This is a genomic window from Pseudoflavonifractor sp. An85, from assembly GCF_002161235.1.
In the GTDB taxonomy this organism is placed as follows: domain Bacteria; phylum Bacillota; class Clostridia; order Oscillospirales; family Oscillospiraceae; genus Enterenecus.
The window spans coordinates 1-25525 of record NZ_NFHE01000025.1; the positions used below are offsets into that span (position 1 = coordinate 1).

Consider the following 25525-nt stretch of genomic DNA (forward strand, 5'->3'; position numbering starts at 1 on the left):
TAGCGGAGCCCATGGCCTTGGCCACATCGGTGCGGAAGGTGTCCATGGACTTGCCAAACTTGGGGAACCAGTGCATCACATCGGCGTGATTACTGGCAATGCCCCGCTGGTAGCCCTCGGAGTGGCAGATGACCACGCCGTCTGCCTTGGGATCCAGGTTATAGGTCTTGCACAGCATGGCGGTGAGCTCCACCGCCTCCTGGTACACCTTCTGGAAATAACCCGCATCCGTGAGGGCGTCCTCACAGATTTCAAAGCTGATGTGGGTGTTGTTGGCGCTGCCCCCCGAGGTGCCGGTGCCGGCGTGCCAGCCCCGGTGGCTCCAAGGCAGGGTCTGGGCTGTTCCCACACTGCCGTCGGCCAATTTTCCAATAAACGCATGGACACACACGTTCAGTCCACCGTTGTTCCAGTCATTTTGGTTCCGGTTGCCGCCCAGAACCGCGTACAGACTGGCCGCATCTGCCTGGGTGTCCAAAGGCTGCACATAGCGGGCCACCAAGGGGTTGTTGGCCCCGGTGGAGTGGACCATCACTCCCTTGGGGGTGATGGTTCGTCCCGCTTTGTAGCAGTCGTTGGCGGTCAAAAAACATTTAATCAGGTTCAATACTGGTTACCTCCTCCACAGCCTCCTGCACATCTTCAATGGCGGTTTTCACTGCCGCGGCGTCAATGCGCCCCTCGGTGACGATGTACGTCACCACCGAGATCACCGACACCACAGCCCCTGCTGTGCTGGCGACTGCTTCCTGATCCAGCCCAAAGGCCAGGGCCAGACCGGCAGCAATGCCGGCCAAGGCGGTCCACAGCTTCCGGCTGGATAATTTTCTCAAAACCTCTCTCACACTCTCACTCCTTCTCATAAGCGGCCAGGATCTCCCGATCCAGCTTCTTTTTGGCCTCTTCTGCCTGGGTCAGTTCCTCCATGGCTTGGGCCAGTTCCCCGTTGGGGGGAGATTTGGTGACAGCGTGATTAAGCCAGAATATGCACCGACCGTAAGCATGGTGCAGCTGATCCTCCACCTCCTGCCGTCGCTGCCGGTGCTCCTGCCGCAGCTGCTCCTCCTCTTCCCCCTGCTTCAGCCGCCGATCCAGGTACCGCCGCAGGTAGTTCATGGCCAATCCGGTGATGCCGCTGCCCCCTGCCAGGGCCAACAGCACCGCGGTGAGCAATTCCTCCCCGTTCATTCCATCCCTCTCCTGTGTATCATCCGCATCAGACGCTCCCCCAGCATCCGATCCAGCCACTGATTCAACCGCTGTCTCATGCCCCGTCCCCCTCCTCTGTGCCCACGTTGTGGGCCGGGTCGTAGGTGCGGATGTACCAGTTGACGTAATTCTGGTAGCTGGTGTTAAAGCTCTCCATGCGGTTTTGGTACAGCTCTAGTTCCCCGTCCGCCTGGTGGATCTTGGCCAGCAGCCAGTGCAGGTACACGTCACTGTGGGGCCACCCCACAGCCAAGGTCCCTGGCCATCTGGCCCACACCTGCTGGAGCTGTTCCGGGGTGTCCAGGTGCACGTCCAGATGGATACGCCCCTCCAGTTCCCCCAGCCAGCCCAGCTTCTGCTCCTGGCTGTACTGATTGGGGGCCAGTAGGTCCGCCTGGGTCAGGATGTCCATGGCCTGGGGGTATCGGCTGGTGTCCGACACATTTCATCCTCCTCTCTGAGCCCCGCCCCAGCGGACCGCCGGGGCGGGGCTTACTGCCAAAAGGCCACATCCACGCTAGGAATTCATCCCATCATGCACATACAAAAGCCCTCGGCAGAGTTTTCTCGCTCCTAGCGAGAAAATAAATTGAAATCCCGTATTTTCCCAGGACATGTGCATGGGAAAATACACTTCTCAGCCCGCCAGTGTGGAATTGAGTCGCCCTTTGACCCAATTATGCATGCAGTGGGCTGCAATCTCTCGAGAAAATGCTTGCATTTTCGAGAATCTCAGGCGGGCAGTTCGGTGCCGTCCGCCACGCCGCCCACGGCGGCAAAGCGCCAGTCGTTGAAGGTGGCGTTGAAGCGGCTGCGGCCGCGCCAGACGTTGGCATCGGTGTTCTCGTCCACGGTGGAGCGCACCGCCAGCTGGATGCGGTCGTTCCACACCGCGCCGCCGTAGGTCTGGTTGTACTTGCTGTCCAGCAAAATCCAGGGTGCCTTGCCGGAGCTGAGATCCACAAACTGGTTGAGGTAGCTCCACACAATGACGTTCCAGCGGCCGTACTGGTAGTTGAAGGCGTTGTTGGCGGTGGTGGGCTCCTTGTCCGCGCCGATGGCGGCAAAGACCTCCTTTTTCAGCCCGCCTACCTCGGGAATAAGGATGGTGTCGGGGGCCACGTCCAGAATCTCGTCGTTGTCACCTCGGAACAGGTGCATGGCGGTCTCCATCTTGCCCAGGGCATCGGCGGAGAAATCGTCGCTGAACTTGTTGGCCTGGGTCTCACCGGAGACCTTGGGGGGATGGGCGGTGTGGAACATGGTCACGCCGTCGGCACTCTTGATGTCAAACTCCCGGCCCTTGTAGGTCACCTTCTCCTTGCCGGAGATGGCGCCGCCGTACAGAGCGGCACCAAACAGCTCCCGGGTGCGGTTGTAGCTGGTGATGAAGGCAGCGGGCTGCTTTTTCATGTCCATGACCTTGGAGTCCTCCATCATCTCCGCAGAGATGGAGAAGGAGTCTTTCCAGGTGTCGTACACCAGCAGCTTCTGGTAGCCCTCCTGCATGCCGTCCAGGGGGTAAGCGCCGTTCTCACCCACGGGCTCAAAGCCGCTCATGGCAGTCATGGTGGTCATGAGATCACCGTAGTTCTCGCTCTTGCCCATGAGGAAGAGGTCCTTCAACACGGACTGCTTTTCAAACTGCTCCCCCCGCTGCTCCAGGAACATGCGGATGGGGGCCTGGCACTTGCCATAAATGCTGTCGTTCAGGCCAGAGCCTTGGGAAAAAATGATTTTCATAGGGTTTCTTGTCCTCCTTTACACAAATCTGCCCCGGACGGTGTCGCCTTCCTTGGTGCCCAGGATCTCCACCAGTTCAAAGGTGCCTTCCCCTTCACTGGCAGTGAGGCCGTCAGCCTCCACCTGCATCTTTCCGCCCACCTTGGCTGCGGCGTACTCCGCTTTCAGCTGGGTCTCATAGATGCAGTCTCCCTCCACTCGGGTCACGGGGATCACCTGGCCGTCGGCGGCAGTGACATCCGCCATACACAGGTAGGGGGGTGTGTCGGTGCTGGCCAGGCTCAGGGCCGCCAGTTTTCCCTCGCTGACGGTGAGCATCTGACCGGCGTGGTAAGTACCGGCGGCAGCGCCCAGGTACTCCCAGGGCAGCATGGCGCCAGAGTCACGTTTCACAGGTACAAACACAGTTAATTTCCTCCTTGATACTTGTTGTAATAGGCTTGAATGGCCGCTTCACTGGCCTGAGGGTTGAAGGCCCGGAACAGGTTCATTTCCTCGGCAGGCACCGAAGCCCCGCCCTTGCCTCGCTGGGTGGCGGCCACCAGGTGGCCCTTGCTGCGGGCCAAATTCTGGGCCTGCTGCCGAGCAGCAGCAGCGGCCTGCTGGGTGAGCTGGTCGTAGTGAGCCAGCTTGTAGGCGTCCACAAAGGTGTTGCCCCGCTTCACCAGCTGGTAAAATTCCCGGGCTCGGGGCATGGTGAGCAAATCGCCCACGCTGCGGATGTTGGGGTTGAGCTGGCGAATCTGGGCCAGTTCCGCCTCCACCTGGGCCTCCATGGCCCGATTGGGCTGGCTTTGGTGGGTGGGAGTCTCCGACTGGTCCTGCTTCCACGCCCGGTACTGCTCCATGTTGGTGATGGGGGTGCCGTCGGTGGGATTTTTCAGTCCCGCATCCCGCAGCACCTGCTCCACATCCTGCTGGGCGTGGGTGCGCTCCTGCTCCACCGCCTGCTCAATGGCGGCTCGGGTCTCCTCTCTCCGCCTCCGGGCGGCGTTTTCCCGGCGCTGCTCCAGGCTCATCTCCCCCGGTTGGGTGGGCTGCTCCTGGTCTTGGACGGGCTGGGTCTGCTCCTGCTGGGGCTGCTCCACCCCCAGGGCCTCGTATACCTGTTCTTGGTTGAGTTCCATATCTTCCGTTCCTTCCTGCCCCTTTTGGGGGCGATTGGATGTTCCCGCTTTCCCTGCGTATTGTAATGTTTGGGCTTACTTCTTGCCCTGTCTCAGGTCACCGCCGGTGTGGACGGTGCCGGTCTTGGTGGCGGTGGTCTGGCAAGGTGCCTTCACCACCTGGGTGCCGGTGTTCTGAATGCGGCCAATGTACCCATTCTGTTTCTTCATCTCATTCCCTCCTCTCCCATCTGGATTGGCATTTTCTCGCGATTGCCCTGCGTCAGTGCTTGTTGTTGGCTCTCCCGCTGCAAGCGCTGTTCCAGCGCTTGCTTGGTCTCTCCCGCTCCGGGATAGTGCAACTGCTCCATCTTGGTCCAGAAGAGAATGAGGGTCTCGGTGGCCGCCGGGTCTCCAAAGGCCCCGGTCTGGAGGTTTTGCCGGGTCTCCTGCCACATGGCCTCCCGGTTGGTGGCCAGGGTGTCGGTGGTATCCACCGAGAACAGGAACTGGTCGTTCCAGTAGTACTGTCCATCTTCGTCCCGCTCCAAAAAGTCGTAGCGGTTGAACAGCTCATACTGCATGTGTCCCTGGGTGTCCCGGTAGGTGATGGGTCGAGGCTCGTCTCCGTAGGCCAGCCAGAACTGGAACATCATGCGGAACAGATCCGCATAGGCGGCGTGCTTCATCACCCGCTTGCTCTCCAGCCGTCCGGCGGCTTGGGCGGCGGAAAACTCCTTGGCCTTGCCGCTGGTGGCGGTGGAGTCGGAACGGCCCTGGTAGGAGTCGGTGATGCCCAAAATCTGACGGGCCTCCTCGTAGACGTTGGAGAGGTAGAGCAGTTCATACTCCAGATCTCCCTTGAAGTCGTACACCCCGATCATGGCCTTGTCCGCCGCCGAGCCAATGTACCACCGCTCGCCGTCCTGGCTGTCCACCCGCAGGGAGGCGTTGTCGGGCAGGGTGATGCGGGTACCCGCTTTCACCAGCCGGTCAATGATCTTCTGTTCCATGCGGTTGATGGTGTTTTGCTGGTCGGCGATCATGTCCACATCCGAGTTGCCCAGCAGCTGGCCATACACGGACACGCTGCGCTGGAGCACCACGGGGAACACCCCCGGCTGGTAGAAGGGGATGAGGGTGGGGCGCAGCACCGGGTTACCCTCCCCGTCCAAGTCGGGGGTGGCCCCCGGAATCTCCATGCCCTTTCCCGTCACCACCGGCAGAAGCACCTGCTCATACTCCTGCACCTGGTCCTCAAACTCCTCACAGCCGCACCAGGGACAAGGGCCCCCCTGATATTCCCGGGGGGCCTGCATGGGGTCGGGCTCCACCGGGATGCTGCCCAGTCCGCCCCCTCCGGCCATGGCCTCTTGTGCCAAGGCCTGGGCCAGCTGCTGGCCGGCCATCTCCCCCCGCATCTGCTCCTCCCAGTTGGGCTGGGTAGGTGCTGTCGGTTGCTGGATCAGCTGCCCGGGCAGGGGTTGCACCCGCCCGCACTGCTTACACACGGGCTGGCGGCGGGCCTGATAGTCCTCCAAATCCTCCAAGGGGGTGTCGTTGACCCAGCAGTACCGGTTGACGCCCCCCTGGGCGTTCTTCTCATAACCCACATAGCGGGTGAGGGCGTCCTCGGCGGGGTTCACCCCGTCCACCCCCCGCACAGCGGGCTCGGATTCCCCGTCCTCCTCCACCCAGATGCCGTACTCCCGATAAATGGCGTCCTGGGTGGTGGGGATCTTCACAATGATCCAATCCATGTCCTGGATGGAGGTGAACACCCCCGGCTGGGGGGCCAGTTGTTTGGGGTGGAGCATGCGCACCACCTCGGTGCCCACGGTGTCATGGGTGCGGGTTCGGTTGTCCCACTCCACCAGGAAGGCCACGCCTCCCTGAATGGGCACCGTGCGCTCGGCCAAGTCGTTGAGCTGGGCAAAGGGGAGCCGCTCCAGCTCGTTGCGCAAAAAGTGCTCCAGCCGCTGGGCCAGCCCCTCATCCTCCCGCCGCCGGGGAGTCACCTTGGGCTGGGGGATGGCGCTGGACACCTGGGTCTCAATGTTTTCAAAGACAATGTTTCGCACGTGGCTGGTTTTCCGGGGACTGCCGTCCCTTCTGGTGTCTCCCGGCACCAGGGGGCGCAGCTGGTCGTCGCCGTTGTAAATTCGTTCCCGCCGGTCCATGCGGGTGTACTCGGCGGAGTAGGCGGCGTTGCTCTGGGCCAGCCGCTGATGCCACAGCTTCAGCTTCTCCTCCGCTTTCTTCTGGTGTTTGCCCTTCATCTTCATCCTCCTTTGTTCTCCCCGGGTCTGCCCCACAGGCGCAGCAGCAGCTCCCGCTCCTCCCCGTTGGCCCGGTTCCAATCCTCCCACATGTCTGGGCTCCACCGGGCATCCCCCTGGTTTTGGGGTCTATGCAGGCGCATGGACTGCTGGGGTCGCACATAGTGGGCGATGGCCAGGGCCATGATGCAGTCGTCGTGGGCTCCCGGCTCTGCCTCGGCTCGCATGGCGGAGTTGCGCACGAAGGTGAGCATCTCCTCCAGGGTGGCCTTGTCGTGGACGTGATCCAGGTGGTCCCGCATTACCCGCACCAGCTCCCCCAAAATCACCGGACGGGTGAGCCGGTCGGTGCGGAAGCCGTAGGCGTGGTGGATCTGCCCGTCAAAGGTATCCTCCACCTCCCGGACGTAGATTTTGGGATAGCCCATCAGCCCCAGCAGCTTCACCGGATAGGTGGAAAAGTTGCACTCGGGGGCCAACAGAGCCTTGTTGTAGTACAGCCCCAGGCAATAGAGCTGGCGGGTGTAGGTGTCCTCGTCGTACTGGTGGCGCAGGGTACACACCTGCTCGCCTGTGAGGTTGTCCAGCACCTGGGCCACAAACCAGTCTGAGCCGTCCCCGGCGGTGTCCCCGCCGATGACATAGGGTCGGCCTTCTTCTGGTGGAGCGTAGATGCGCACCGGCCCACCTTCCTCTTCCACCCAGTGGTAGTCCTCCACATGGATGCCGTCGGTGGACATTTGATACTCAAAAAGCCCCTGGCGCACCGGCGGGGGCAGCTGGCTCAGCCGCTGGGCCACCGCCTTACCGTTGAACACCGTCTTGCCTGTCACGCCCCACTGGCCCAGGCAATAGACCATGTAGTAATACTCGTCCGTCTCCCGGAAACTCTCCAGCGTGGCCACCGCCTCGGGGGTGAGAAAGCGGTTGTCCTTGTAGGTGCTCTCGTGCACCGTGGCCCGGGGGTCCCGGCGGTCAAAAAACCGCTTTTTCAGCCAGTGGGTGGCGCTGATGGGGTTGAAGGTCAAAATCATCTGGAGATACTGGTTGAAATCGGTGCGCAGACGGATGTCCAGCTGGTTGAAGTCCCCCTCCTCCAGCTCCGAGGCCTCCTCGATCCAGATGCCAGTGATGTTGAAGATGGATTTTAGCTTCTCCACATCGTCCAGCCCTGCAAAGAGGATGACACTTCCGTTTTGGAAGGTGATGGTCATGGCGGACTTGTTGGTTTTCGCTCCCGCATCGGGGTAGAAATCCGAAATCTGTCCCACCAGCTGCGCCCAGCAGCTCTCCCGCAACGTGCGGGCCACCTTGCGGCACACCAGCCACCGGTGACCCGGCTCGCTGGTCACCCGCTCCAGCACCTTGCGCCCGGCAAAGATGCTCTTGCCGCTGCCGCCGCCCCCTTTCAGCACCAGAAACCGGTGCTGGTCAAAAAACAGGGGGAGAAAGGTGTCGTTGTTGGTCTCTTTCAGGTTTTGATACCACTGGGCGGCCTCCAGCGTCCGATCCAGCTTGCTCTCACCCATTGCCATCCGGCAGCTTCACCTGCCCCCCTCCTTCCCACAGTTCCTGAAGCAGGGCCAGCTTCTCCTGGGTGGTGAGGGCCTGGGCCGTCCGGGTCTGAGGCCCCGCCTCCACCTCCACCTTTTGGGCATAGCCATGATTGTTTTGCAGGTGGAACACCACCCCCCGCACATCCTTGCGGGTGAGCAGCTGCTCCTCGCTCCAGGCCTGCAAGATCCCGGTGACCCACTCGGTGGCCTCTTCCAGTTCCGGATGGGCCTGGTGGTCGCACCACCGTTTCCATGTTCCCGGGGTAATGCCCAAATGGAGGCAGATACCCGTGATGGTAGGTGGGATCAGGTACTCCCGAGTACGAATGATCTCCCCCCGGTCATTGTAAATGGGCTTGCGCTCATACAGGGGCCGCCCCTTCTCGTCCACCTCCCCCGTAGGCACCTGCTCGGTGACCTCCACGGTGCGGCTGATGGAGTCCAGGTATTGCTGCACCTGGCGCATCAGCGCATGGGACGTCTTATTTTGTCGCTGTCTGGCAGCCACACGCTTCCCTCCCTTGTGTTGCTTCTATATTCATTCTAACAAGCTACCTCTGCGTGTGATTACACAGTCGCCGTTCTAAGTACACATTCCCCTACATATCTGCGGGAAAGCGTTCGTAATATCGCTTGATGGCCCGGTAGAGGCTGGTGGGAGAGCCGATATAATGTCTCTGACACACGGACTTCACGCTCTCCCCGGTGGTGACGTGCTCCAATAGGGCCTGTCCGTGATCTCCTCCCACGGTGATGCACAGGCGGCGGATGCGCTCTTTGTCCCGGGGCAGCATAGTGGGGTAGGTCAGGGACTTGAAATAAATGTACCCCTGCCGCTCATAGGAGGCGTTGATGGCCGTTTTATATCGAAATTTCATATGTATCTCCTTCCTGTTCCCGCTGAATCATGGCTTGAATTTCCTCCTGGGTGTGGTCCGCTACAAATTTTCCGTAGGTGGTGTGGCTGCGCCGGGCCAGCCGGCACACCCACACCAGGTCCGAGATCCTGACTCTGGGCTCCGGCTCCACCCACTCCTCAAAGGCGGCGTCAATCTCCGCGTCCGCTCGCGCCATCTCCTCCAGTTCCTGCGGTGTGAACCCTGCCACGGCGCTTCACCTCCTTCTCCCGTACCACCTGGCACTGCCAGGCAATGGCCACCCATGGTACCCCCCAGGCCTTGGCCGCCTGCTCCACCGCACCCAGGCGGTTTTTCGCCCGTACCTTCACGGTCTTGCGCCCCGGGTACTCCACCCGGTACTGGTAGCTCATGGCTCCATCCTCCCCCCGTTTGGCACTGTCATCACCGTGGCCAGCACCGCCAGCACGTGGTGGGCGGGTACCCCCAGCCACCGCTCGTATCCCCAGATAAGGGCCTCCAGGGCATCCATGGCCGCAGCCGTGGACGAGGCCTCAATAACCTGACAGAACCGGTCGCCCCCTTCCTCCTTGTCCAGCTGAATGTGTACCCGGGCCTGCTGGGTGCGCTTTCCCCCGTGATATACCATTTCTTCCCGTTCCATGTCTCTCTCCTCCCGTTCTTCTCTCTGGTGTCTCCCGGCCAATGCCTGGGCATAGCCCCAAACATAGGCCTGCTCCCGCCGCTCCAATCGGGGCAAGCAGATACACAGCGATTCCACAACTGTTTCCATGTTCCTCCTCCTTTTTATTGATTTCTCGATAATAATATATCGGTCACCGATATTTGTCAATAGTATTTTATTGATTTGGTCAATACTTCTTCTTGTGCTTCACTCCGAGCCGTGGTACAATACGAAGGTATACCCCCGTGTCTTTTGAAAGAATGGAGGATTTTTATGAGTGTTGGACAACGCATCCGAGAGGTACGCAAAGCCTGCAACCTGACCCAGCAGGCCTTTGCCGACCAGTTGGGTTTGAAGCAAAATACCATCGCCACCTACGAGATTGAAAAGACCATCCCCAGTGACCGCACCCTTTTGTCCATTTGCCAGACCTTCCATGTCAATGAAGGATGGCTGCGCACGGGAGAGGGTCAAACGTTTGTCACACCCCCGGCCACTACCCCAGATGAGCAGCTGGCCATGTTTTTGGGCCAGATAACCGGAGAGAACAGCTTCCGTACCCGGCTCATCTCCGCTCTTTCCCGCCTCAGCGACGAAGAGTGGGCGGTGCTGGAGCGGCTGGCCAATGAGCTAGCCCAACCGAAAACATAAAAAAACCCGGGCATCCGTTTGGATGCCCGGGTTTTTTTACCGGTTTAAGTAGTGGAAAATAAACTGGAAAATGGCACGTAGTTGGGCCTCGTCCGCCCGGTCCAGCAAGTCTACGATTGCCGCTTTGATCCATTTCCGTTCCATTTTCCTTCCTCCCTGTGATGTGCCATGTGGTGTCTCTATTATAATCGAACATCCGTTCCATTTCAAGAGGGCAGTTGTCAAAACTTGCCTAAAATTGTCCCTTCTATGGGACTTCTGTATGATATTACAGATTTTCGTCGAACTACGTCAAAAAGTCAAACGGACGGGAAAATTTCCCGTCCGTTACAAAATACCATATTTATCCCAAGGTTCTGGACCAATCCATGCGCTTGTAGTACCACAGGAAGGTCAGGGAGCTGAGGGTCCAGGTAAGGGGGTAGACCCAGTACACCATTTGAATGTCTCCGGTGAGGGGCACGGCAATGGCCAGGAAAGTCACCCGGATGATGCACCAGCACACCATCATGACAAACATGGGTACCATAGCCTTGCCCGCACCTCTCAAAATGGAGGCCATGGCGTGGGAGAAGGCCAGCAGGAAGTAGAATAGGCCGGAAGTTCTGGACTTCTCCACGCCGTAGGCGATGACGTCAGGAGAGGTGTCAAAGGCGGCGATGAGCACAGGGGCCAGGGCAAACACCGCGATACCGATGAGCTCAGCCATCAGTACCGAGGTCACAGTACCGAATCGAGCGCCCTTTTTGGCCCGGTCGATCTGACCGGCCCCCAGGTTCTGGCCCACAAAGGTGGTCATGGCCATGGTAAAGCTGGTGATGGGCAGGAAACCGAAGCCCTCAATTTTGGAGTAGGCCCCCACGCCAGCCATGGCGGCGTCACCAAAGTGGTTGATGTTGGACTGCACCACCACGTTGGCAATGGCGATGATGGAGTTTTGCACGCCGGAGGGCAGACCGAAGCGCACCACCCGTTTGAGCATATCCCAGTGGAAGCGGATACACCGAATCTGAACCCGGTAGTTCTCTTTCACCCGCAGCAGCTGCCACAGACACAAAGCGGCGCTGATGAACTGAGCAATGATGGTGGCCCAGGCGGCCCCGTCCACACCCATGTGCAGCACGCCGATGAAAAACAGGTCCAGCACCACATTCACCACCGAGGAGATGATGAGGTAGTACAGGGGGTGACGGCTATCGCCCACAGCCTGGAGAATACCCACGCAGATGTTGTACATCACCGAGCCCAGAGAGCCCATGAAGTAGATACTCAAATACAGCTGAGAGTTATACATCACGTTTTCCGGAGTGTCCATCCACCGGAGAATTTGGGGGGAGAAGCCCACGCCCACCGCTGTCATCACCACACCGGCCACCAAACCGAAGGCCACGGTGGTGTGCACCGCCTTGTGCAGCTCCTCTTCCTTATTGCCGCCATAGTACCGAGCAATGACCACACCGGCGCCGATGGCGATGCCGCTCAAAAAGCCAATGAGCATAAAAATGAGGCTGCCGGTGGAACTCACCGCAGCCAGGGCATTTTTCCCCAGGAAGTTGCCCACAATCAGGGAGTCGGCGGTGTTATACAGCTGTTGGAACAGATTGCCCAACAAAATGGGCAGGGCAAACGCAGTAATGCGCTTCCAAATAGTCCCTTGGGTCATGGGTTCTACGGTGTGTGCCATTTCCATTTCCTTTCTGTCTCTCATTTCATGTCCATCCAGTATATACCCCCTTCCTGTCATTGGCAAGACATCACCCACAGAATCCTGCGGTTTTGTTGGAACTACAACAGACAAACGCCACACTCTGTGATACCATACCATCAAAATGACCACACCAGGAGGACACATTCATGATTCGACGCATCATTCACATTGACCAAGACAAGTGCAACGGCTGCGGGGCCTGCGCCAAAGCCTGCCACGAGGGTGCCATTGCCATGGTAGACGGCAAAGCCCAACTGATCCGGGACGACTACTGCGACGGGCTGGGGGACTGCCTGCCCACCTGCCCCACCGGGGCCATCACCTTTGTGGAGCGGGAGGCCGCCCCCTACGACGAGGCCGCCGTGAAGGCCAATATGGCCGCCAAAGCCGCCCCCTCTCCCTGCGCCTGCCCCGGCAGCATGGCCCGGGCTCTCACCCCCCAGGCAGACGCTGCCGCTCCCACTCCTTCCGCCTCCCAACTGCGCCAGTGGCCGGTGCAGATCAAGCTGGCCCCGGTGAACGCCCCCTATTTCCAGGGCGCCCACCTGCTCATTGCCGCCGACTGCACCGCCTACGCCTATGCGGGCTTCCATCAGGATTTCATCCGTGGCAAGGTGACTCTCATCGGCTGTCCCAAGCTGGACATGGTGGACTACACGGAAAAGCTCACCGCCATTCTCCGGGACAACGACATCACCGCTCTCACCATCGTGCGCATGGAGGTACCCTGCTGCGGAGGCATTCAGCACGCCGCCACACAGGCTTTGAAGGACAGTGGCAAATTCATCCCCTGGCAGGTGGTGACCATCTCCACCGACGGGCGGATTTTGGACTGACGGGGACTTGACTTCTCCCCCTCTTTCCTGTACCATGCAGGTAGCGGGTCTTTGTGAAACCGACCCGGCTCCACTGGGAGCCATGATTTGAGTTCAAAAAGGTACGCCCAAGGGCGTACCTTTTTCCTTTTAGGAGTATACCATGACATTACAGGAATTTTTTCATCAGCACCCCAAGGCAGCTCTGGCCTTCTCTGGAGGAACCGATTCTGCCTATCTGCTCTGGGCGGGGCGTACCTGGGGAGAGGATGTGCGCCCCTATTACATCGCCACCCCTTTTCAGCCCGCCTGGGAGCGGGAGGATGCTCAGCGTCTGGCCCGGGAGCTGGGTGTGCCTTTGACGGTGGTGGAGTTGGACGTGCTGGCCTGTCCCCAGGTGACCGCCAACCCGAAAAACCGGTGCTATCACTGCAAACAGGCCCTCTTTTCCTCCCTGCGCCATCGGGCCCAGGCTGACGGCTTTTCCCTGCTGCTGGACGGCACCAACGCCTCGGACGATCCCACCGACCGCCCGGGCATGAAGGCCCTTCAGGAGCTGGAAGTGCGCTCCCCGCTGCGGGAGTGTGGCATCACCAAGCCCCAGGTGCGGGCCCTGAGCCGAGAAGCGGGGCTGTTTACCTGGAATAAGCCCGCCTATGCCTGCCTGGCCACCCGCATCCCCACTGGCACCCCCATCACTGGGGAGGACCTGGCCCGGGTGGAGGCGGGAGAGGACGCCCTGTTTGCCCTGGGCTTTACCAACTTCCGCCTGCGTCTGCGGGGGGATGGCGCACTGCTCCAGCTGCCCGCCTCTCAAATGGAACGGGCCATTACCTGCCGAGCGCAGCTGCTGGACGCCCTCACCCCCTACCTGTCCCACATCAGCCTGGACTTACAGCCCCGGAGCGAGGAGGAGTTTCATGGACAATAAACAAGATGTGCTGGCCCTGCTGCGCGGAGTGGCGGACGGCTCCATCACTCCGGAGCAGGCCGCTTTGGAGCTCAAACGCTCCCCCTTTGAAAATCTGGGCTACGCCCGGGTGGATACCCACCGCACCGTGCGCCAAGGCGCCTCGGAAGTCATCTACGGTGCAGGAAAAACCGCCCAGCAAATTGGGGGCATCGCCACTTCCATGATGGAAAACGGCAGCCACAACATTTTGGTCACCCGTCTGGATGAGGAAAAAGCCGCCCAGGTGGCCCAGATGGTCCCCCTGGACTATCACCCCCTGCCCCGCCTGGGCATCATCAACCCCAAGCCCCACCCCATGGTGGGCTCCATTGTGGTGGCCACCGGCGGCACCAGCGACATGGCGGTGGCGGAGGAAGCCGCCCTCACCGCGGAAGCCCTGGGCAATCGGGTCACCCGCATCTATGACGTGGGGGTCGCCGGGCTGCACCGGCTGCTGGCCAGCCTGGATGAATTGATGCAGGCCCGGGTGGTCATCGCCGTGGCGGGCATGGAAGGGGCTTTGGCCTCGGTGGTGGGGGGGCTGGTGGACTGCCCCGTCATCGCCGTGCCCACCAGCGTGGGCTACGGGGCCAGTTTCGGCGGTCTGGCCGCTCTGCTGGCCATGCTCAACTCCTGCGCCTCCGGGTGCAGCGTGGTAAACATCGACAACGGCTTTGGCGCGGGCTTTCTGGCCAGCCGCATCAATCAAATGGAGGGTCTACCCCAATGAACACCTTATATTTGCAATGTAACATGGGAGCCGCCGGGGATATGCTCTCCGCCGCTTTGTATGAACTGCTCCCCAATCAGGAGGAGTACCTGCACACTCTCAACCACATGGGTCTGCCTGGGGTAGAGTTTCACGCCCTTCCCGCCCAGTCCTGCGGCATCTCCGGCACCCACATGGACGTGGTAGTGCACGGGGAGCGGGAGGATAGCGTAGATCACCACCATGAGCATGAGCACCATCACCACGATCATGAGCATGAACATGGCCATGAACATCATCATGACCACACCCACCATCACCACCACACCAGCCTCCACGACGTGGAGCACCTCATCTCCCACCTAAACCTCCCCGCCCCGGTGCTGGAACAGGCCCGTGCGGTGTACCATCGCCTGGCTCAGGCCGAGTCCAAGGCCCACGGCCAGCCTGTGGACCTGGTCCACTTCCACGAGGTGGGGGCCCTGGACGCCGTGGCGGATGTGGCTGCGGCCTGCTATGCCCTGTATCTGCTCCACCCCGATGAAGTAGTGGTCTCCCCCGTCCATGTGGGCAGCGGTATGGTGCGCTGCGCCCACGGCGTGGTCCCTGTCCCCGCTCCCGCCACCGCCCACTTGCTGGAGGGAGTGCCCTGCTACGGTGGGGACATCCAAGGAGAGTTGTGCACCCCCACGGGGGCGGCGCTACTGTCCACCTTTGCCACCCGCTTTGGCTCCATGCCCCCCATGGTGCTGGAGAAAACCGGCTACGGCATGGGTAAAAAGGAATTCCCTGCTGCCAACTGCGTGCGAGCCCTGTGGGGCCACACCCAGGAGACCGGGAGCGAGATTTTGGAACTGGTGTGCAACCTGGACGACATGACCCCCGAGGCCCTGTCCTTTGCCTGCCAGCGGCTGCTGGAAGAGGGGGCCTTAGACGTGTACACCCTCCCCGGGTGCATGAAAAAGGGCCGCCCCGGCTGGCAGCTGGTGGCCCTGTGCGACGTCTCCCACAAAGAGCACCTGATCCGTCAGGTGTTCGCCCAGACCTCCACCACTGGCCTGCGGGTGCGCCGATGCGAAAAGCACGTGCTGGACTACACCATTACCACCCGGGACACCCCCTACGGCCCTGTGCGCATGAAGACGGCCCAGGGCTATGGGGTCTCCCGCTCCAAGCCGGAGTATGAGGACATGGCCCGCATCGCCCGGGAGCACAAGATTACCTTGAAGCAAATTTTCCACAAGTGATCTCTCCTTTGTGGAAATAAAAGCGGAGGAAGCCATCTTCTTTGGATGGCTTCCTCCGTTGTCTTTTCATGTTATTGTAATCCCATGATAAATGCCACCAGGGCCACGATGGGAACGACGGTCCAGGTGATGTAACGCCCCATCATCTCCCAATCCGAAGGCTCCGCATCTTCCACATTGCGAATTTGGAACACCAGTTGAAAGCGGAACAACTCGTCGGCAAACAAAATAGTCAGGGCCGTCACCACACAGCAGAACACACCGGCCGCCCAGCCCACCCAGGTACCCTTATGGGTCAGCTCCGGGCCTTCCAGCAGATCCAGGACGTTGGACACCGATGGCTCCATGGAGCCCAAAACATAACTGTCCCCGTTGGTGTACACGCCAACGTTTACCCCCATGCCGCTGACCATGCTGCCATCTTCGTTGAACACCAAATAGCCGTCCCCAACGTCCACCACGCCGCCTCGGAAGAGCACCTCATCCCCTCGCAGCAGTTCCATGCCAACGATTCCCTCCGGAATATCCGCCCCCTTGGGCGCAGCCGAGGAAGCCACCCGGATGGAATAGGGGCCATATGTCTCTTCCCCATACTGGAACTCCACAGTTTTATCCGGGGTCACGGTAAAGCGGGAGGGAACGCCATAGACCTTTCCGGTGTACACCGTGTTGTCCCCCTCCTGGGTCTGCACTAGGAGGGTATCCTTGTAGGCATACCCTTTCCGGGAGGTGATGACCGGATAGAGGATGGTAAACACCAGCACCATAACTGCCATGATAACTAAAATACCCTTTTGATACCCATTCAGCTCTTTGATTCGCTCCATACCCACACCCGCCTTTGCATGTATTTGGTTTCACCGCCATTGTATCATATCTCCTCTCCCGCTGCCACTCACTCTGTGCAAAAAAGCGGTGGGCGCGGCAAGTAAGCCGCGCCCACCGCTTGTGTATGTTATTGGGCCTGGGTCTGGAGCTGACGGCGGAACAGCGTGCGGAAGATGAGCCGCACCAGAGGGCCGCAGTACAAAAGCTGCCACAGCAGAGCCATAGGTAGGTTACACCCGAAGGTCTGCACCCAGGTGCCAAAGCTGGGCTGCTTGAATAGCAGGGTGGCAATGAGGGACATGGTGGGGCACATGACACACACGATCATGGTGGAGATAGCCAGGATGATGACAATTGGCCGGTCGGTGGGCTTTACCAGCCGGAAGGCCAGGAACTTGGCCACACGCTCCACCACAAAAAACTCCAGCACAAAGGCGATGGGCACCATGATGGGCATCTCATGCAGAGCCATGAGGAAGGTGGCGTTGCTTACCCCACCGGTATTCAGGGCCACATTATAAACGATCATTCCGTACACCATGACAAGGGCCATGATAATGGTATAGACGACATTTTGAAACTTGGTCTGAGGCATAAATCTTCTTCTCTCCTTACACGTTTTGGCGCAAAAAAGGAGAGCAGCGAAACTTTCGTCTCGTTGCTCTCCACTGCGACTACCATTTGCAAGAGATATTCTAGCAAAATTTTTCCCGTCGTGTAAGCACTTTTTCGTGGTGAGAGTGTCTGAACTTCTCCTCACCTCGTTTTGGATTCCCAGGCAAGTTGCCCGTCAGCGCATCCGCAGCAGACGCTCCACCCGCTTGTACAGCAGGGTGGTGAGCAAAGACACCACCGCACCCTTGACGATGTTAAAGGGTACCACCGCAAAGAACACCAGGGTGGACACACTGTTAATCATGCCGTTGACGGCAGTGCCCATAGCCACCAACTGGTCCAGGGGCAGACCGTAGAGGGCGGAGAAAGCGGGGAGCAGGTACACGGCGTTGAAGAAACTGCCGAAGATGCTCATGGTCACCGTACCGGTAATCATACCGGCCACAGCGCCCTTTTTGGTCTTAACCCGGTGATAGACGATGGTGGCGGGGAGAATGAAGGAGCAGCCCACCACAAAGTTGGCAAAGTCTCCCACAAAGGCGGTGGTGGTACCCTTGAGCAGCAGCTTCAAGATGACCTTCACCAGCTCACACACCACACCGGCCACCGGGCCCAGGGAGAAGGAACAAATGAGCACCGGCACTTCGCTCAGGTCAATTTCGTAAAAGCTGGGGGCAAAGGGCAGGGGGAATTCAAAGTACATCAACAGAGCGGCCATGGCGGCAAAAATGCCGATGTACGCCGCCCGTCGGGCCGCCCGCTGCCGGGGTGTTTTCAGCCACAACCGTTCCACCGCCATAGCCACCAAAAACAGGGCCACCGCAACCCCCAGACACACCAGGAGAAACGCCACGTTTTCCTGCACGCTGCTCCACAAGCTCGTCAGATTGTTCCACATAAAAAAACCTCCAAATGATATTGAGACGCCCAAACGCCAATGCCGTTCAGGCGCAACAACCCACTTGGAGTTCTTGCACATCCTCTTCCATCCGGACTATAACCGTTGGTCCCGGAGTTTCACCGAGTCAGCCACAGAGCAAAGGCCCTGCAGGTCGCGGACTATACCGCCAGTGGGGAATTTCACCCCGCCCTGAAGACATGGTATTCACTTGTCTCTGCTGGTCATTATAGCACGCCGTCAAAAAAATGCAAGATTTTTTTCTACACCCTGCATTGACGTCCCCGGCTTCCCTCAGGTAGAATGGAAACACGAACCAAGGAGGGACTGCCATGGAACCGCAACGCACCTGCTGCTTTACCGGACATCGCCCGGAAAAACTCCCCTGGGGAGAGCAGGAGGATCACCCCCACTGTGTGGCTTTGAAAGCGAATCTGGACACCCAACTGGAGCAGCTGTTTGCCCAGGGGTATCGCCATTTCATCAGTGGCATGGCCCGAGGCGCTGATTTTTACTTTGCCGAAGGGGTGTTGGCCCTGCGGGAGCGACACCCGGAGGTGATCCTGGAAGCAGCCCTTCCCTGCCTGGGGCAAGCCAACAAGTGGAGCGAGGGGGACCGACTGCGTTGGCACCGCCTGGTGGAGCACTGCGACACCACCACTTTGGTGCAGGAGCACTATGACCGGTATTGCATGCTCCGCCGGGACCGGTACATGGTAGACCACGCCCAGGCCATTCTGGCGGTGTTCAACGGCACCCGGGGCGGCACCCAGTACACCCTAAACTATGCCATGGATCAGCAGTTGGATATCTACCTGTTTGACCTCAACCACCCTCAACAGCCCGCCACCCGCCTGTTTCTGCCATCCTCCCATTGACATTTCCCCGGGGGCATGGTATATTGACTGAGCACGGGAGCCGTGCTTCGTTTGATACATTATCGCCAACAAGTGTATGCTTGTTGGCGTTTTTTCTTTGGTGTAAACATTTTGTTCGGAGGTCATGTCCATGGAAACCCCATCCGCCCAGCATTCTTTCCTCTCCGGGCCTATTCTGGCCCCTCTGGTCCGCTTTGCTCTGCCGTTGATGCTCTCTTTGCTCCTCCAGGCCTTTTACGGCGGAGTGGATCTGGCAGTGGTGGGCCAGTTCTCCCCCACCGCCTCGGTGTCCGCCGTGGCCACAGGCAGCCAGGTGATGCAGTCCATCACCTCCATTCTCACGGGTCTGACCATGGGGGTCACCGTGCTGGTGGGCAAGGCCATGGGCTCGGGGGACCCCCAACGGGCCGGCCAGGTGGTGCGCAGTCAGATCCGCCTGTTTACTCTGGTGGCCCTGGTGCTCACCGGCCTGATGCTGTGTTTCGCCCCCCAGGCTGCCCAACTGATGAACGTGCCCCAGGCCGCCATGGGCGAGGCGGTGGCCTACATCCGCATCTGCTCGGCAGGCATCGTGTTCATCACCGCCTACAACGGCATCAGCGGTATTTTCCGGGGTGTGGGCAACTCCCGTTCCCCCTTTCTCTTTGTGCTCATCGCCTGTCTGATGAATGTGGTGCTGGATGTGCTCTTTGTGGGGGTGTTCCGGCTCCACGCCGCCGGGGCCGCTCTGGCCACCATCATTGCCCAGGCCACCAGCGTGGCCTTCTCCCTGGGCTACATCCGTCTCAACCCTCTTCCCTTCCCCATCCCTGCCCCCTGGCATCGGGCACAACCGGCAGCAAACGCCATTTTGAAGGTGGGCTCCCCCATCGCCCTCCAGGATTTTCTCACCAACCTGTCCTTTCTCATCATCACCAGCATTGTCAACTCCCTGGGCCTTATTGCCTCGGCGGGAGTGGGCATTGCGGAAAAATTGTTCATCTTCCTGGCCCTGGTTCCCATGTCCTTCATGTCCGCCCTGTCCACCTTTGTGGCCCAGAACATGGGGGCGGGCAACCGGCAGCGGGCCAACCGGGCGCTGCTGCTGGCCACCCGCATTTCTCTGTGCGTGGGCGTGGTGATGTTCCTGCTCACCTTCTTCTGGGGCCGGGGTCTGGCCTCCATCTTTGACAGCGACCCGGCGGTGCTGGACGCCGCCGCCGGCTACCTCCGGGGCAGCTCCTGGGAATATCTCATGGTGTCGGTGGTATTTTGCTTCCTGGGGTACTTCAATGGCCGGGAGCACACCGGCTTTGTCATGGCCCAGGGTCTGGCCGCTGCTTTTCTGGTGCGCATCCCTCTGTCCTATTTCCTCAGCCGCCTGCCCCACACCTCCATGTTCCTCATCGGTCTGGCGGTACCTGGCTCGGCCCTAGTCAACCTGACCCTGTGCGTGGGGTACTTTCTACTGCTGCGCCACCGGGATAAAAAATTTGAAAAACAACTTGACAACACCCAGCCCGCTTGATATAATACTCGGGCAAAACAAAGTAGGAATGGCACCGCCGTCCTCACCTCCAGCTCAAGGCAAAGAGGTTAACATGGTGAAAAACACGCAATCTCTCTGGATTGACGTTTTTTGTTGTGGATGTGGGTGCTGTTGCTGCACTCACATTTTTTGTTTTTCAGGAGGTGCTTTGCCATAGCTAACCCAACCCATCAGATCAATGAGGAGATCCGTGACCGTGAGGTTCGCCTGATCGGAGCTGACGGCGACCAGCTGGGCGTGATGTCCGCTGCTCAGGCCCAACGCCACGCCGACGAGGCCGGTTTGGATCTGGTCAAAATCTCTCCCAACGCCGTTCCCCCTGTGTGCAAGCTCATGGACTATGGCAAGTTCAAGTTCGAGCAGGCCAAGCGGGAGAAGGAGGCCAAGAAGAACCAGCACGTCGTGGAGATCAAGGAAGTGCGTATGTCCCCCGGCATCGACATCGGTGACTTCAACACCAAGCTGCGCAACGCCCAGAAGTTCCTGGCCGACGGCAACCGGGTGAAGGTGACCGTGCGATTCCGTGGCCGCGAGATGGCTCACACCGACATCGGTAAGAACCTTCTTCTGGACTTCGCCCAGCAGTGCGCCGAGCTGGCCAACCTGGACAAGGAGCCCAAGCTGGAGGGTCGGCACATGAGCATTTTCCTGTCCGCCAAGAGCGGCAAGCCCAACAAGTAATTTCCTGCGGGCAAGTTTTGCCCACCCATTCAAAGAGTAAAGGAGATAACCACCATGCCTAAGATCAAGACCCACAGCGGTGCCAAGAAGCGCTTTTCGCTGACCAAGACCGGCCGTGTGAAGCGTGCTCACGCCAATCGCCGTCACCTGCTCAACGGCCACGGCAAAACCACTAAGCTCAAGAGAGGCCTCCGCAAGGGCGCCTATGCTGACGTGACCAACGAGGCCGCCGTCAAGCGTCTGATTCCCTACAAATAAGTAACACCCGATACACTCACATATAGGAGGCTGAACGACAATGGCAAGAGTTAAGGGCGCAATGATGACCCGTAAAAGAAGAAATAAGATCCTGAAGCTGGCCAAGGGCTACTGGGGTGCTAAGAGCAAGCACTACAAGATGGCCAACGAGCAGGTGATGAAGTCCCTGCAGTACGCCTACACCGGCCGCAAGCTGAAGAAGCGCGACTTCCGTCAGCTGTGGATCGCCCGCATCAATGCCGCTTGCAAAATGAACGGCATGAACTACTCCACCTTTATGCACGGCCTGAAGCTGGCTGGCGTGGAGATCAACCGCAAGATGCTGGCCGAGCTGGCTGTCAACGACAAGGCTGCTTTCGTGCAGCTGACCGAGCTGGCCAAGAGCAAGCTGGCCTAATCCAGTTGAATTTAAAAACGCCCGGTTCCGCTGGAATCGGGCGTTTCACTTCTCTCCTGTTTTCACGTCAACTTAGGAGGTGCATCCATGTCCGCCAATCGACTCATTCAAATCCTATCCCTACTGTTGGAGCACGACCGCATCACCGCTCCGCAGTTGGCCGAGCTGCTCCAGGTGTCGGTGAGTACTGTATACCGGGAAATCGACGCTCTGTCGGCAGCGGGTGTGCCGGTGTGTACCGCGCCGGGCAAAAACGGCGGCATCACCCTCATGGATGGATGCGCCCCCGACTCCAACCTGTTCACCCCCGGGGAACAGCAGCAGTTGCTGGCTGCTCTGGATGATAACCCGGATGCCCAGCGGGAGGCCACTCTGGCCAAGCTCTCCGCCCTGTTCCGCCGTCCCGAGGAGGACTGGCTTCAGGTCTATTTGACCCACTGGGGCACTGCCGCCGGGGACACCGAGGACTTCAAGTTGCTGCGGGAGGCCATTTTGCAGCGTCGGGCGGTGCAGTTTACCTATGCCAGCTCCCAAGGGGAACAGATTCCCTGCCTGGTGCAGCCGGTACGGCTGGTGTTCCAGGGACACGGCTGGTATCTCCAGGCCTATTGCCCCTTCCATGAGAACTATCGCACCTTCCGGCTGACCCGGATTCTGGACCTAACCATCACCGACCAGCCCTTCCACCGGCTGATGAATCCCCCCGACCCGGAGTTGTCTGGTGAAATTCCCCCGCTGTTTCGGGTGGAGGCGGAGTTGCGCTTTCCCGCCCAACTGGCCCACCGGGTATACGATGAGTTTGACCGCCACTGCATTACCCCCCAGCCCGACGGCTCGCTGCTGGTATCCACCGTGTTCCCCGAGGGGGCATGGCTGGCCAGCTACCTGCTGTCCTTCGGCGGCGGCGTGGAGGTGCTCTCTCCGGCCAGTCTCCAGCGCCAGCTGGCCCAGGCCAGCGAGCAGCTGCGGCAGGCCTATGCCAAATAAGCAAAAAATCCCTGGAAAGCTTCCGCTTTCCAGGGATTTTCTCTTTATTGAAGCCTCGCAGAGTTTTCCCGCCATAGGCGGGAAAACAAATATCAATCCCGTATTTTTCCAGGACATGCGCATGGGAAAATACACTTCTCAGCCCACAAGCGTGCCAGTTTACTGGTGCGACGCAGTGGGCTGTATTCCTCTTGGAAATGCTTGCATTTCCAAGAAGATTAAAACAGATCCTTCTTTTTCAGGAAAATAGCCAGAACGATGATAATGGCCGCACTCATCAGCAGAGGCACCCACCAGAACTGATCCAGGGGCAGGCCGCCGGTGATATTCATACCGAAGTAGCCGAAGATGATGTTAGGTACCGTCATAAGGATGGTGATGGAGGTCAGTACCTTCATGATGACGTTCAGGTTGTTGGAAATCACCGAGGCAAAGGCATCCATCATACCGGAGATAATGGAGGAGTAGATCTGTGCCATCTCAATGGCCTGACGCACCTCAATGAGCACGTCCTCCAGCAAGTCGTGGTCCTCCTCATAAAGGGTGACAATGCGGCCTCGGAGGATCTTCTCCAAGGTCACCTCGTTGGCCTTCAGGGAGGTGTTAAAGTAGACCAGGGACTTCTCCAGATCCAGCAACTGAATGAGCTCTTTGTTGCGCTGAGACTTGTACAGCTGCCGCTCCATGTAGTTGTAAGTCTTGTCAATCTGCTTTAGATATTGCAGGTAACGCTTGGCCACCAGCAGCAGAATGTTGAGGATAAAGCGGGTGCGCTGCTGGGTGCGCACATCCTTCACCAGTCCGTCCTGGAGGTCTCGCATCACCGAGGTCTCTTTCAGGCACACGGTGACGATGTGCTTGTCCGTGACGATGATGCCCATAGGCAGGGTGGAGTACACCACGCCGGTCTCGTCCCGCTCCATGGCAGGGGTGTCCACGATAATCAAGGTCTGGCCATCCTCGCTGTCGATACGGGAGGTCTCCTCTTCGTCCAAGGCGGCCTTCAAAAAGGGCAGCTCCACGCCCAGGGTCACGGAAACGGTCTTCAGCTCATCCTCGCTGGGGTAAATCATGTTGATCCAGCAGCCGTCCTCCACGGAGTCCAGCTTGGTCATCTTTCCGTCAATGGTCTTGTGAATGCTAATCATCTCTGTTCACACCTTTCTCAAACAGGCAAAAGGGCACACGTCCCCCTTCCCGTTTGCGCTCAAAATCGGTTGTGGGTCACACAACGGTGGGCGCAGAAGGTTGAACCTGGATGTGGGAACATCCCCTCAACACACACGCCGCACATATTTCTTCCAACTTCGACTAGATGGGTCACCTGCCACGGCGCATGTCACATCCTTTCTTCTCTAGGCATTCGTAATTGGGCCATCTCATGACCAACCATCATTATATGACAGCCCCCGGTGGTTTGCAACCCTAAAAATTGCGCCACCGGGGGTGATATTTCGTCAGTTTGCCCCCAACAGCAGGGGTTGATACTGCTTTCCCTGCAAAGCCAGGACCAGGGTATCTGCGGTAAGGGAAAAATCGGAAACCAGGGATGTGGGCTTCTCGTAGCAGTCGTCCTGGCGCAGGGGTACAAAGTACACCCCCTTGCGGCCCAGCATGGTGCCCACATTGGGAGCCGAGGCAGCCAGGCCGTCGTTGGTGGCCAGGGCCAACACCAGAGGCCTACCGTTGCGCAAGTGGGCCTTGGCAGCCATGGTCACCGTCCCATCAGTGATGCCGTGGGCCAGCTTGCCCAGGGTGTTTCCGGTGCAGGGGCAGATGACCAGGGCATCCAGCAGCTTCCGGGGCCCGATGGGCTCGGCGTCTGCCACGGTGCGGATGACCCTCCTGCCGCATATCCGCTCCATTTCCCGCATAAAATCATGGCTGTTGCCAAATCGGGTGTCGGTGCTGGCCACCGTCTCTGAGACAATGGGCCAAATCTGGGTATACTTCCCCGCCAGCTGTTCCAAGGTGTCCAGGGCCCGAGCCATGGTGCAAAAGGAACCGCAAAAGGCGAAGCCAATGTTTTTCGCTTCCATCGTTACACTCCCAACTCCTCCATAATGTGATAGACGGTGTCTTTCAGATACTCCGCCGCCGTATGGGGGGCCACTTTGCCTGGAAGGCCTCTGGCCCACACCACCTCCACCCCCAGAGTCTGGGCGGCCTGTTGGTCTACGCCCCCCGGCTCGGAGGCCAGGTCCATGACCCAGGCCCCCTCCCGCAGGGCGGATAGCTCCTCCAGCCCCAACAGGGGCACGGGTATGGTGTTAATCACCAAATGGGGACAGTGCAGCCACTCCCCCATGCCGTGCAGCGGTTCCGCCTCCAGTCCCAGGCTCATCGCCAGGGCTCTTTGGGCGGGATTGCGGGCCAAAATGCACACCTTGGCCCCCAGGGTGTGGAGGCGGACCCCCAGGGCCTGCCCCACCCGGCCAAAGCCCAAAATCCAGATGCGGGCGTTGTGGATGGTGGTAGGCATACGCTCCATGGCCAGCTGAATGGCCCCTTCCGCCGTGGGTATGGCGTTGAGCAAAGTCAGCTCTTCCCGGGCATAATAATCCACCAGGGAAATGCCCCGCCCCTGGGCCTGATGGCGCAAGGTGTCCCGCACCAGGCCGCCGCACAGCAGTTGCCCCGGCCTCATGGCCTCCAGCACCTGCTCCACCTCTACCCGTCCCTCCCACAAGGGGGTGTAGATCTCCCCCTCCGGCTTCTCCGCCGGCAGAGGGAGGATGACGCAATGGGCCAGGGAAAGTCCCTCCAGCCCCGGCTGCTGCCCCTCTTCCAGTCCAAAGGTATGTACCCTGTGACCGTCGTCTCGGAGCAGCTTTGCCAGCATCCGCTGCCGCTGGTCGCCGCCCAGCACCCAAATGTGTCTACGCTCCATCCTACGTTCCGACTCCTCTCCGGGGCTTCCGGCTTTCTGACACCGCCC

General features: G+C 59.5%; 33 protein-coding genes and 1 riboswitch. Of the genes, 11 read left to right on the forward strand and 22 right to left on the reverse strand.

The annotated features are described in order from the left end of the window. The 15 genes from B5G37_RS10870 to B5G37_RS10935 all read right to left on the reverse strand — a co-directional run. A partial coding sequence (locus B5G37_RS10870) for a peptidoglycan recognition family protein (RefSeq protein ID WP_143482931.1) occupies positions 1 to 607 on the reverse strand: 607 nt, incomplete at its 3' end. Next, the gene (locus tag B5G37_RS10875; protein WP_087257399.1) at positions 594 to 845 is read right to left on the reverse strand and encodes a hypothetical protein; all 252 of its coding nucleotides are present in this window, start codon (positions 843 to 845) and stop codon (positions 594 to 596) included. The genes B5G37_RS10875 and B5G37_RS10870, both read right to left, overlap by 14 nt. Before the next feature lie 4 nt (positions 846 to 849). Further along, positions 850 to 1188 (reverse strand): hypothetical protein, encoded by a 339-nt coding sequence (locus B5G37_RS10880; protein WP_087257401.1) that lies wholly within the window; start codon positions 1186 to 1188, stop codon positions 850 to 852. A gap of 76 nt (positions 1189 to 1264) precedes the next feature. Further along, positions 1265 to 1651 (reverse strand): hypothetical protein, encoded by a 387-nt coding sequence (locus tag B5G37_RS10885; protein WP_087257403.1) that lies wholly within the window; start codon positions 1649 to 1651, stop codon positions 1265 to 1267. Positions 1652 to 1941: 290 nt separating this feature from the next. Beyond that, a complete protein-coding gene (locus B5G37_RS10890; protein ID WP_087257405.1) occupies positions 1942 to 2952 on the reverse strand; it encodes a hypothetical protein in 1011 nt (336 codons plus the stop codon). Positions 2953 to 2970: 18 nt separating this feature from the next. Next, on the reverse strand, positions 2971 to 3357 hold the full coding sequence (locus tag B5G37_RS10895) for a hypothetical protein (RefSeq protein WP_087257407.1): 387 nt from the start codon (positions 3355 to 3357) through the stop codon (positions 2971 to 2973). 2 nt (positions 3358 to 3359) lie between these two features. After that, the gene (locus B5G37_RS10900; protein ID WP_087257410.1) at positions 3360 to 4079 is read right to left on the reverse strand and encodes a hypothetical protein; all 720 of its coding nucleotides are present in this window, start codon (positions 4077 to 4079) and stop codon (positions 3360 to 3362) included. Between the two features lie 75 nt (positions 4080 to 4154). After that, a complete protein-coding gene (locus tag B5G37_RS15880) occupies positions 4155 to 4289 on the reverse strand; it encodes a hypothetical protein (RefSeq protein WP_275532985.1) in 135 nt (44 codons plus the stop codon). Beyond that, on the reverse strand, positions 4286 to 6337 hold the full coding sequence (locus tag B5G37_RS10905) for a hypothetical protein (protein ID WP_087257413.1): 2052 nt from the start codon (positions 6335 to 6337) through the stop codon (positions 4286 to 4288). The genes B5G37_RS15880 and B5G37_RS10905 overlap by 4 nt, the downstream gene beginning before the upstream one ends. A gap of 2 nt (positions 6338 to 6339) precedes the next feature. Then, positions 6340 to 7872 carry a PBSX family phage terminase large subunit gene (locus B5G37_RS10910; RefSeq protein WP_087257415.1) on the reverse strand — a complete coding sequence of 511 codons (1533 nt, stop codon included), beginning with the start codon at positions 7870 to 7872 and terminating at the stop codon, positions 6340 to 6342. Then, complete coding sequence (locus tag B5G37_RS10915; protein WP_087257418.1) at positions 7859 to 8401, reverse strand: terminase small subunit; 543 nt, start codon at positions 8399 to 8401, stop codon at positions 7859 to 7861. The genes B5G37_RS10910 and B5G37_RS10915 overlap by 14 nt, the downstream gene beginning before the upstream one ends. A 91-nt stretch (positions 8402 to 8492) precedes the next feature. Continuing rightward, a complete protein-coding gene (locus B5G37_RS10920) occupies positions 8493 to 8771 on the reverse strand; it encodes a hypothetical protein (RefSeq protein ID WP_087257420.1) in 279 nt (92 codons plus the stop codon). Then, positions 8755 to 8967, reverse strand: a complete 213-nt coding sequence (locus tag B5G37_RS10925; protein WP_087257422.1) for a hypothetical protein — start codon at positions 8965 to 8967, stop codon at positions 8755 to 8757. Before B5G37_RS10925 ends, B5G37_RS10920 begins: the two co-directional genes overlap by 17 nt. After that, positions 8942 to 9163: a hypothetical protein gene (locus tag B5G37_RS10930; RefSeq protein WP_087257424.1), complete on the reverse strand. Its 222-nt coding sequence runs from the start codon at positions 9161 to 9163 to the stop codon at positions 8942 to 8944. The genes B5G37_RS10925 and B5G37_RS10930 overlap by 26 nt, the downstream gene beginning before the upstream one ends. Beyond that, entirely contained in the window at positions 9160 to 9543 is a 384-nt protein-coding gene (locus B5G37_RS10935; RefSeq protein WP_087257426.1) for a hypothetical protein, read from the reverse strand. Before B5G37_RS10935 ends, B5G37_RS10930 begins: the two co-directional genes overlap by 4 nt. A 165-nt stretch (positions 9544 to 9708) precedes the next feature. On the opposite strand from B5G37_RS10935, the gene B5G37_RS10940 reads away from it, so the two are divergent. Continuing rightward, entirely contained in the window at positions 9709 to 10086 is a 378-nt protein-coding gene (locus B5G37_RS10940; protein WP_087257429.1) for a helix-turn-helix transcriptional regulator, read from the forward strand. 343 nt (positions 10087 to 10429) lie between these two features. On the opposite strand, the gene B5G37_RS10945 is transcribed toward B5G37_RS10940, so the two are convergent. After that, positions 10430 to 11794, reverse strand: a complete 1365-nt coding sequence (locus tag B5G37_RS10945) for an MATE family efflux transporter (RefSeq protein WP_242962871.1) — start codon at positions 11792 to 11794, stop codon at positions 10430 to 10432. 146 nt (positions 11795 to 11940) lie between these two features. On the opposite strand from B5G37_RS10945, the gene B5G37_RS10950 reads away from it, so the two are divergent. The 4 genes from B5G37_RS10950 (at position 11941) to larC (ending at position 15517) form a co-directional block, all read left to right on the forward strand. Beyond that, the gene (locus B5G37_RS10950) at positions 11941 to 12630 is read left to right on the forward strand and encodes a 4Fe-4S binding protein (RefSeq protein WP_087257431.1); all 690 of its coding nucleotides are present in this window, start codon (positions 11941 to 11943) and stop codon (positions 12628 to 12630) included. Between the two features lie 142 nt (positions 12631 to 12772). Beyond that, positions 12773 to 13540, forward strand: a complete 768-nt coding sequence (gene larE, locus B5G37_RS10955; RefSeq protein ID WP_087257433.1) for an ATP-dependent sacrificial sulfur transferase LarE — start codon at positions 12773 to 12775, stop codon at positions 13538 to 13540. Beyond that, positions 13530 to 14291 carry a nickel pincer cofactor biosynthesis protein LarB gene (larB, locus tag B5G37_RS10960; protein WP_087257435.1) on the forward strand — a complete coding sequence of 254 codons (762 nt, stop codon included), beginning with the start codon at positions 13530 to 13532 and terminating at the stop codon, positions 14289 to 14291. Before larE ends, larB begins: the two co-directional genes overlap by 11 nt. Further along, positions 14288 to 15517, forward strand: coding sequence for a nickel pincer cofactor biosynthesis protein LarC (gene larC / locus B5G37_RS10965; RefSeq protein ID WP_087257437.1), 1230 nt, complete (start codon positions 14288 to 14290; stop codon positions 15515 to 15517). Before larB ends, larC begins: the two co-directional genes overlap by 4 nt. Positions 15518 to 15588: 71 nt before the next feature. Here the strand turns inward: larC and B5G37_RS10970 are convergent, their stop codons facing one another. The 3 genes from B5G37_RS10970 to B5G37_RS10980 all read right to left on the reverse strand — a co-directional run bounded on the left by B5G37_RS10970 (position 15589) and on the right by B5G37_RS10980 (position 17858). Next, the gene (locus B5G37_RS10970; RefSeq protein WP_087257439.1) at positions 15589 to 16344 is read right to left on the reverse strand and encodes a hypothetical protein; all 756 of its coding nucleotides are present in this window, start codon (positions 16342 to 16344) and stop codon (positions 15589 to 15591) included. Between the two features lie 128 nt (positions 16345 to 16472). Beyond that, complete coding sequence (locus B5G37_RS10975; protein WP_087257441.1) at positions 16473 to 16940, reverse strand: DUF2798 domain-containing protein; 468 nt, start codon at positions 16938 to 16940, stop codon at positions 16473 to 16475. A gap of 195 nt (positions 16941 to 17135) precedes the next feature. Next, positions 17136 to 17858, reverse strand: coding sequence for an ECF transporter S component (locus B5G37_RS10980; protein ID WP_242962872.1), 723 nt, complete (start codon positions 17856 to 17858; stop codon positions 17136 to 17138). Positions 17859 to 17933: 75 nt separating this feature from the next. Continuing rightward, positions 17934 to 18062, reverse strand: a riboswitch (FMN riboswitch). A 128-nt stretch (positions 18063 to 18190) separates the two neighbouring features. Here B5G37_RS10980 and B5G37_RS10985 point away from each other — a divergent pair. The 6 genes from B5G37_RS10985 (at position 18191) to B5G37_RS11010 (ending at position 22587) form a co-directional block, all read left to right on the forward strand. Next, complete coding sequence (locus B5G37_RS10985) at positions 18191 to 18736, forward strand: SLOG family protein (protein WP_087257443.1); 546 nt, start codon at positions 18191 to 18193, stop codon at positions 18734 to 18736. Between the two features lie 130 nt (positions 18737 to 18866). Further along, entirely contained in the window at positions 18867 to 20243 is a 1377-nt protein-coding gene (locus B5G37_RS10990; protein WP_087257445.1) for an MATE family efflux transporter, read from the forward strand. Positions 20244 to 20363: 120 nt separating this feature from the next. Next, entirely contained in the window at positions 20364 to 20945 is a 582-nt protein-coding gene (gene infC, locus B5G37_RS10995) for a translation initiation factor IF-3 (RefSeq protein ID WP_087257479.1), read from the forward strand. Positions 20946 to 20999: 54 nt separating this feature from the next. Next, positions 21000 to 21203, forward strand: a complete 204-nt coding sequence (rpmI, locus tag B5G37_RS11000) for a 50S ribosomal protein L35 (RefSeq protein ID WP_087257447.1) — start codon at positions 21000 to 21002, stop codon at positions 21201 to 21203. A gap of 40 nt (positions 21204 to 21243) precedes the next feature. Further along, the gene (gene rplT, locus B5G37_RS11005; protein WP_087257449.1) at positions 21244 to 21600 is read left to right on the forward strand and encodes a 50S ribosomal protein L20; all 357 of its coding nucleotides are present in this window, start codon (positions 21244 to 21246) and stop codon (positions 21598 to 21600) included. A gap of 87 nt (positions 21601 to 21687) precedes the next feature. After that, positions 21688 to 22587, forward strand: coding sequence for a YafY family protein (locus tag B5G37_RS11010; protein WP_087257451.1), 900 nt, complete (start codon positions 21688 to 21690; stop codon positions 22585 to 22587). 218 nt (positions 22588 to 22805) lie between these two features. On the opposite strand, the gene B5G37_RS11015 is transcribed toward B5G37_RS11010, so the two are convergent. From B5G37_RS11015 to B5G37_RS11025, 3 genes are all read right to left on the reverse strand, one after another. After that, positions 22806 to 23735, reverse strand: a complete 930-nt coding sequence (locus tag B5G37_RS11015; protein WP_204217912.1) for a magnesium transporter CorA family protein — start codon at positions 23733 to 23735, stop codon at positions 22806 to 22808. A 309-nt stretch (positions 23736 to 24044) separates the two neighbouring features. Beyond that, complete coding sequence (locus B5G37_RS11020) at positions 24045 to 24626, reverse strand: dipicolinate synthase subunit B (RefSeq protein WP_087257454.1); 582 nt, start codon at positions 24624 to 24626, stop codon at positions 24045 to 24047. Positions 24627 to 24628: 2 nt separating this feature from the next. Continuing rightward, positions 24629 to 25477, reverse strand: coding sequence for a dipicolinate synthase subunit DpsA (locus B5G37_RS11025; protein WP_087257456.1), 849 nt, complete (start codon positions 25475 to 25477; stop codon positions 24629 to 24631). Between the last annotated feature and the right edge of the window lie 48 nt (positions 25478 to 25525).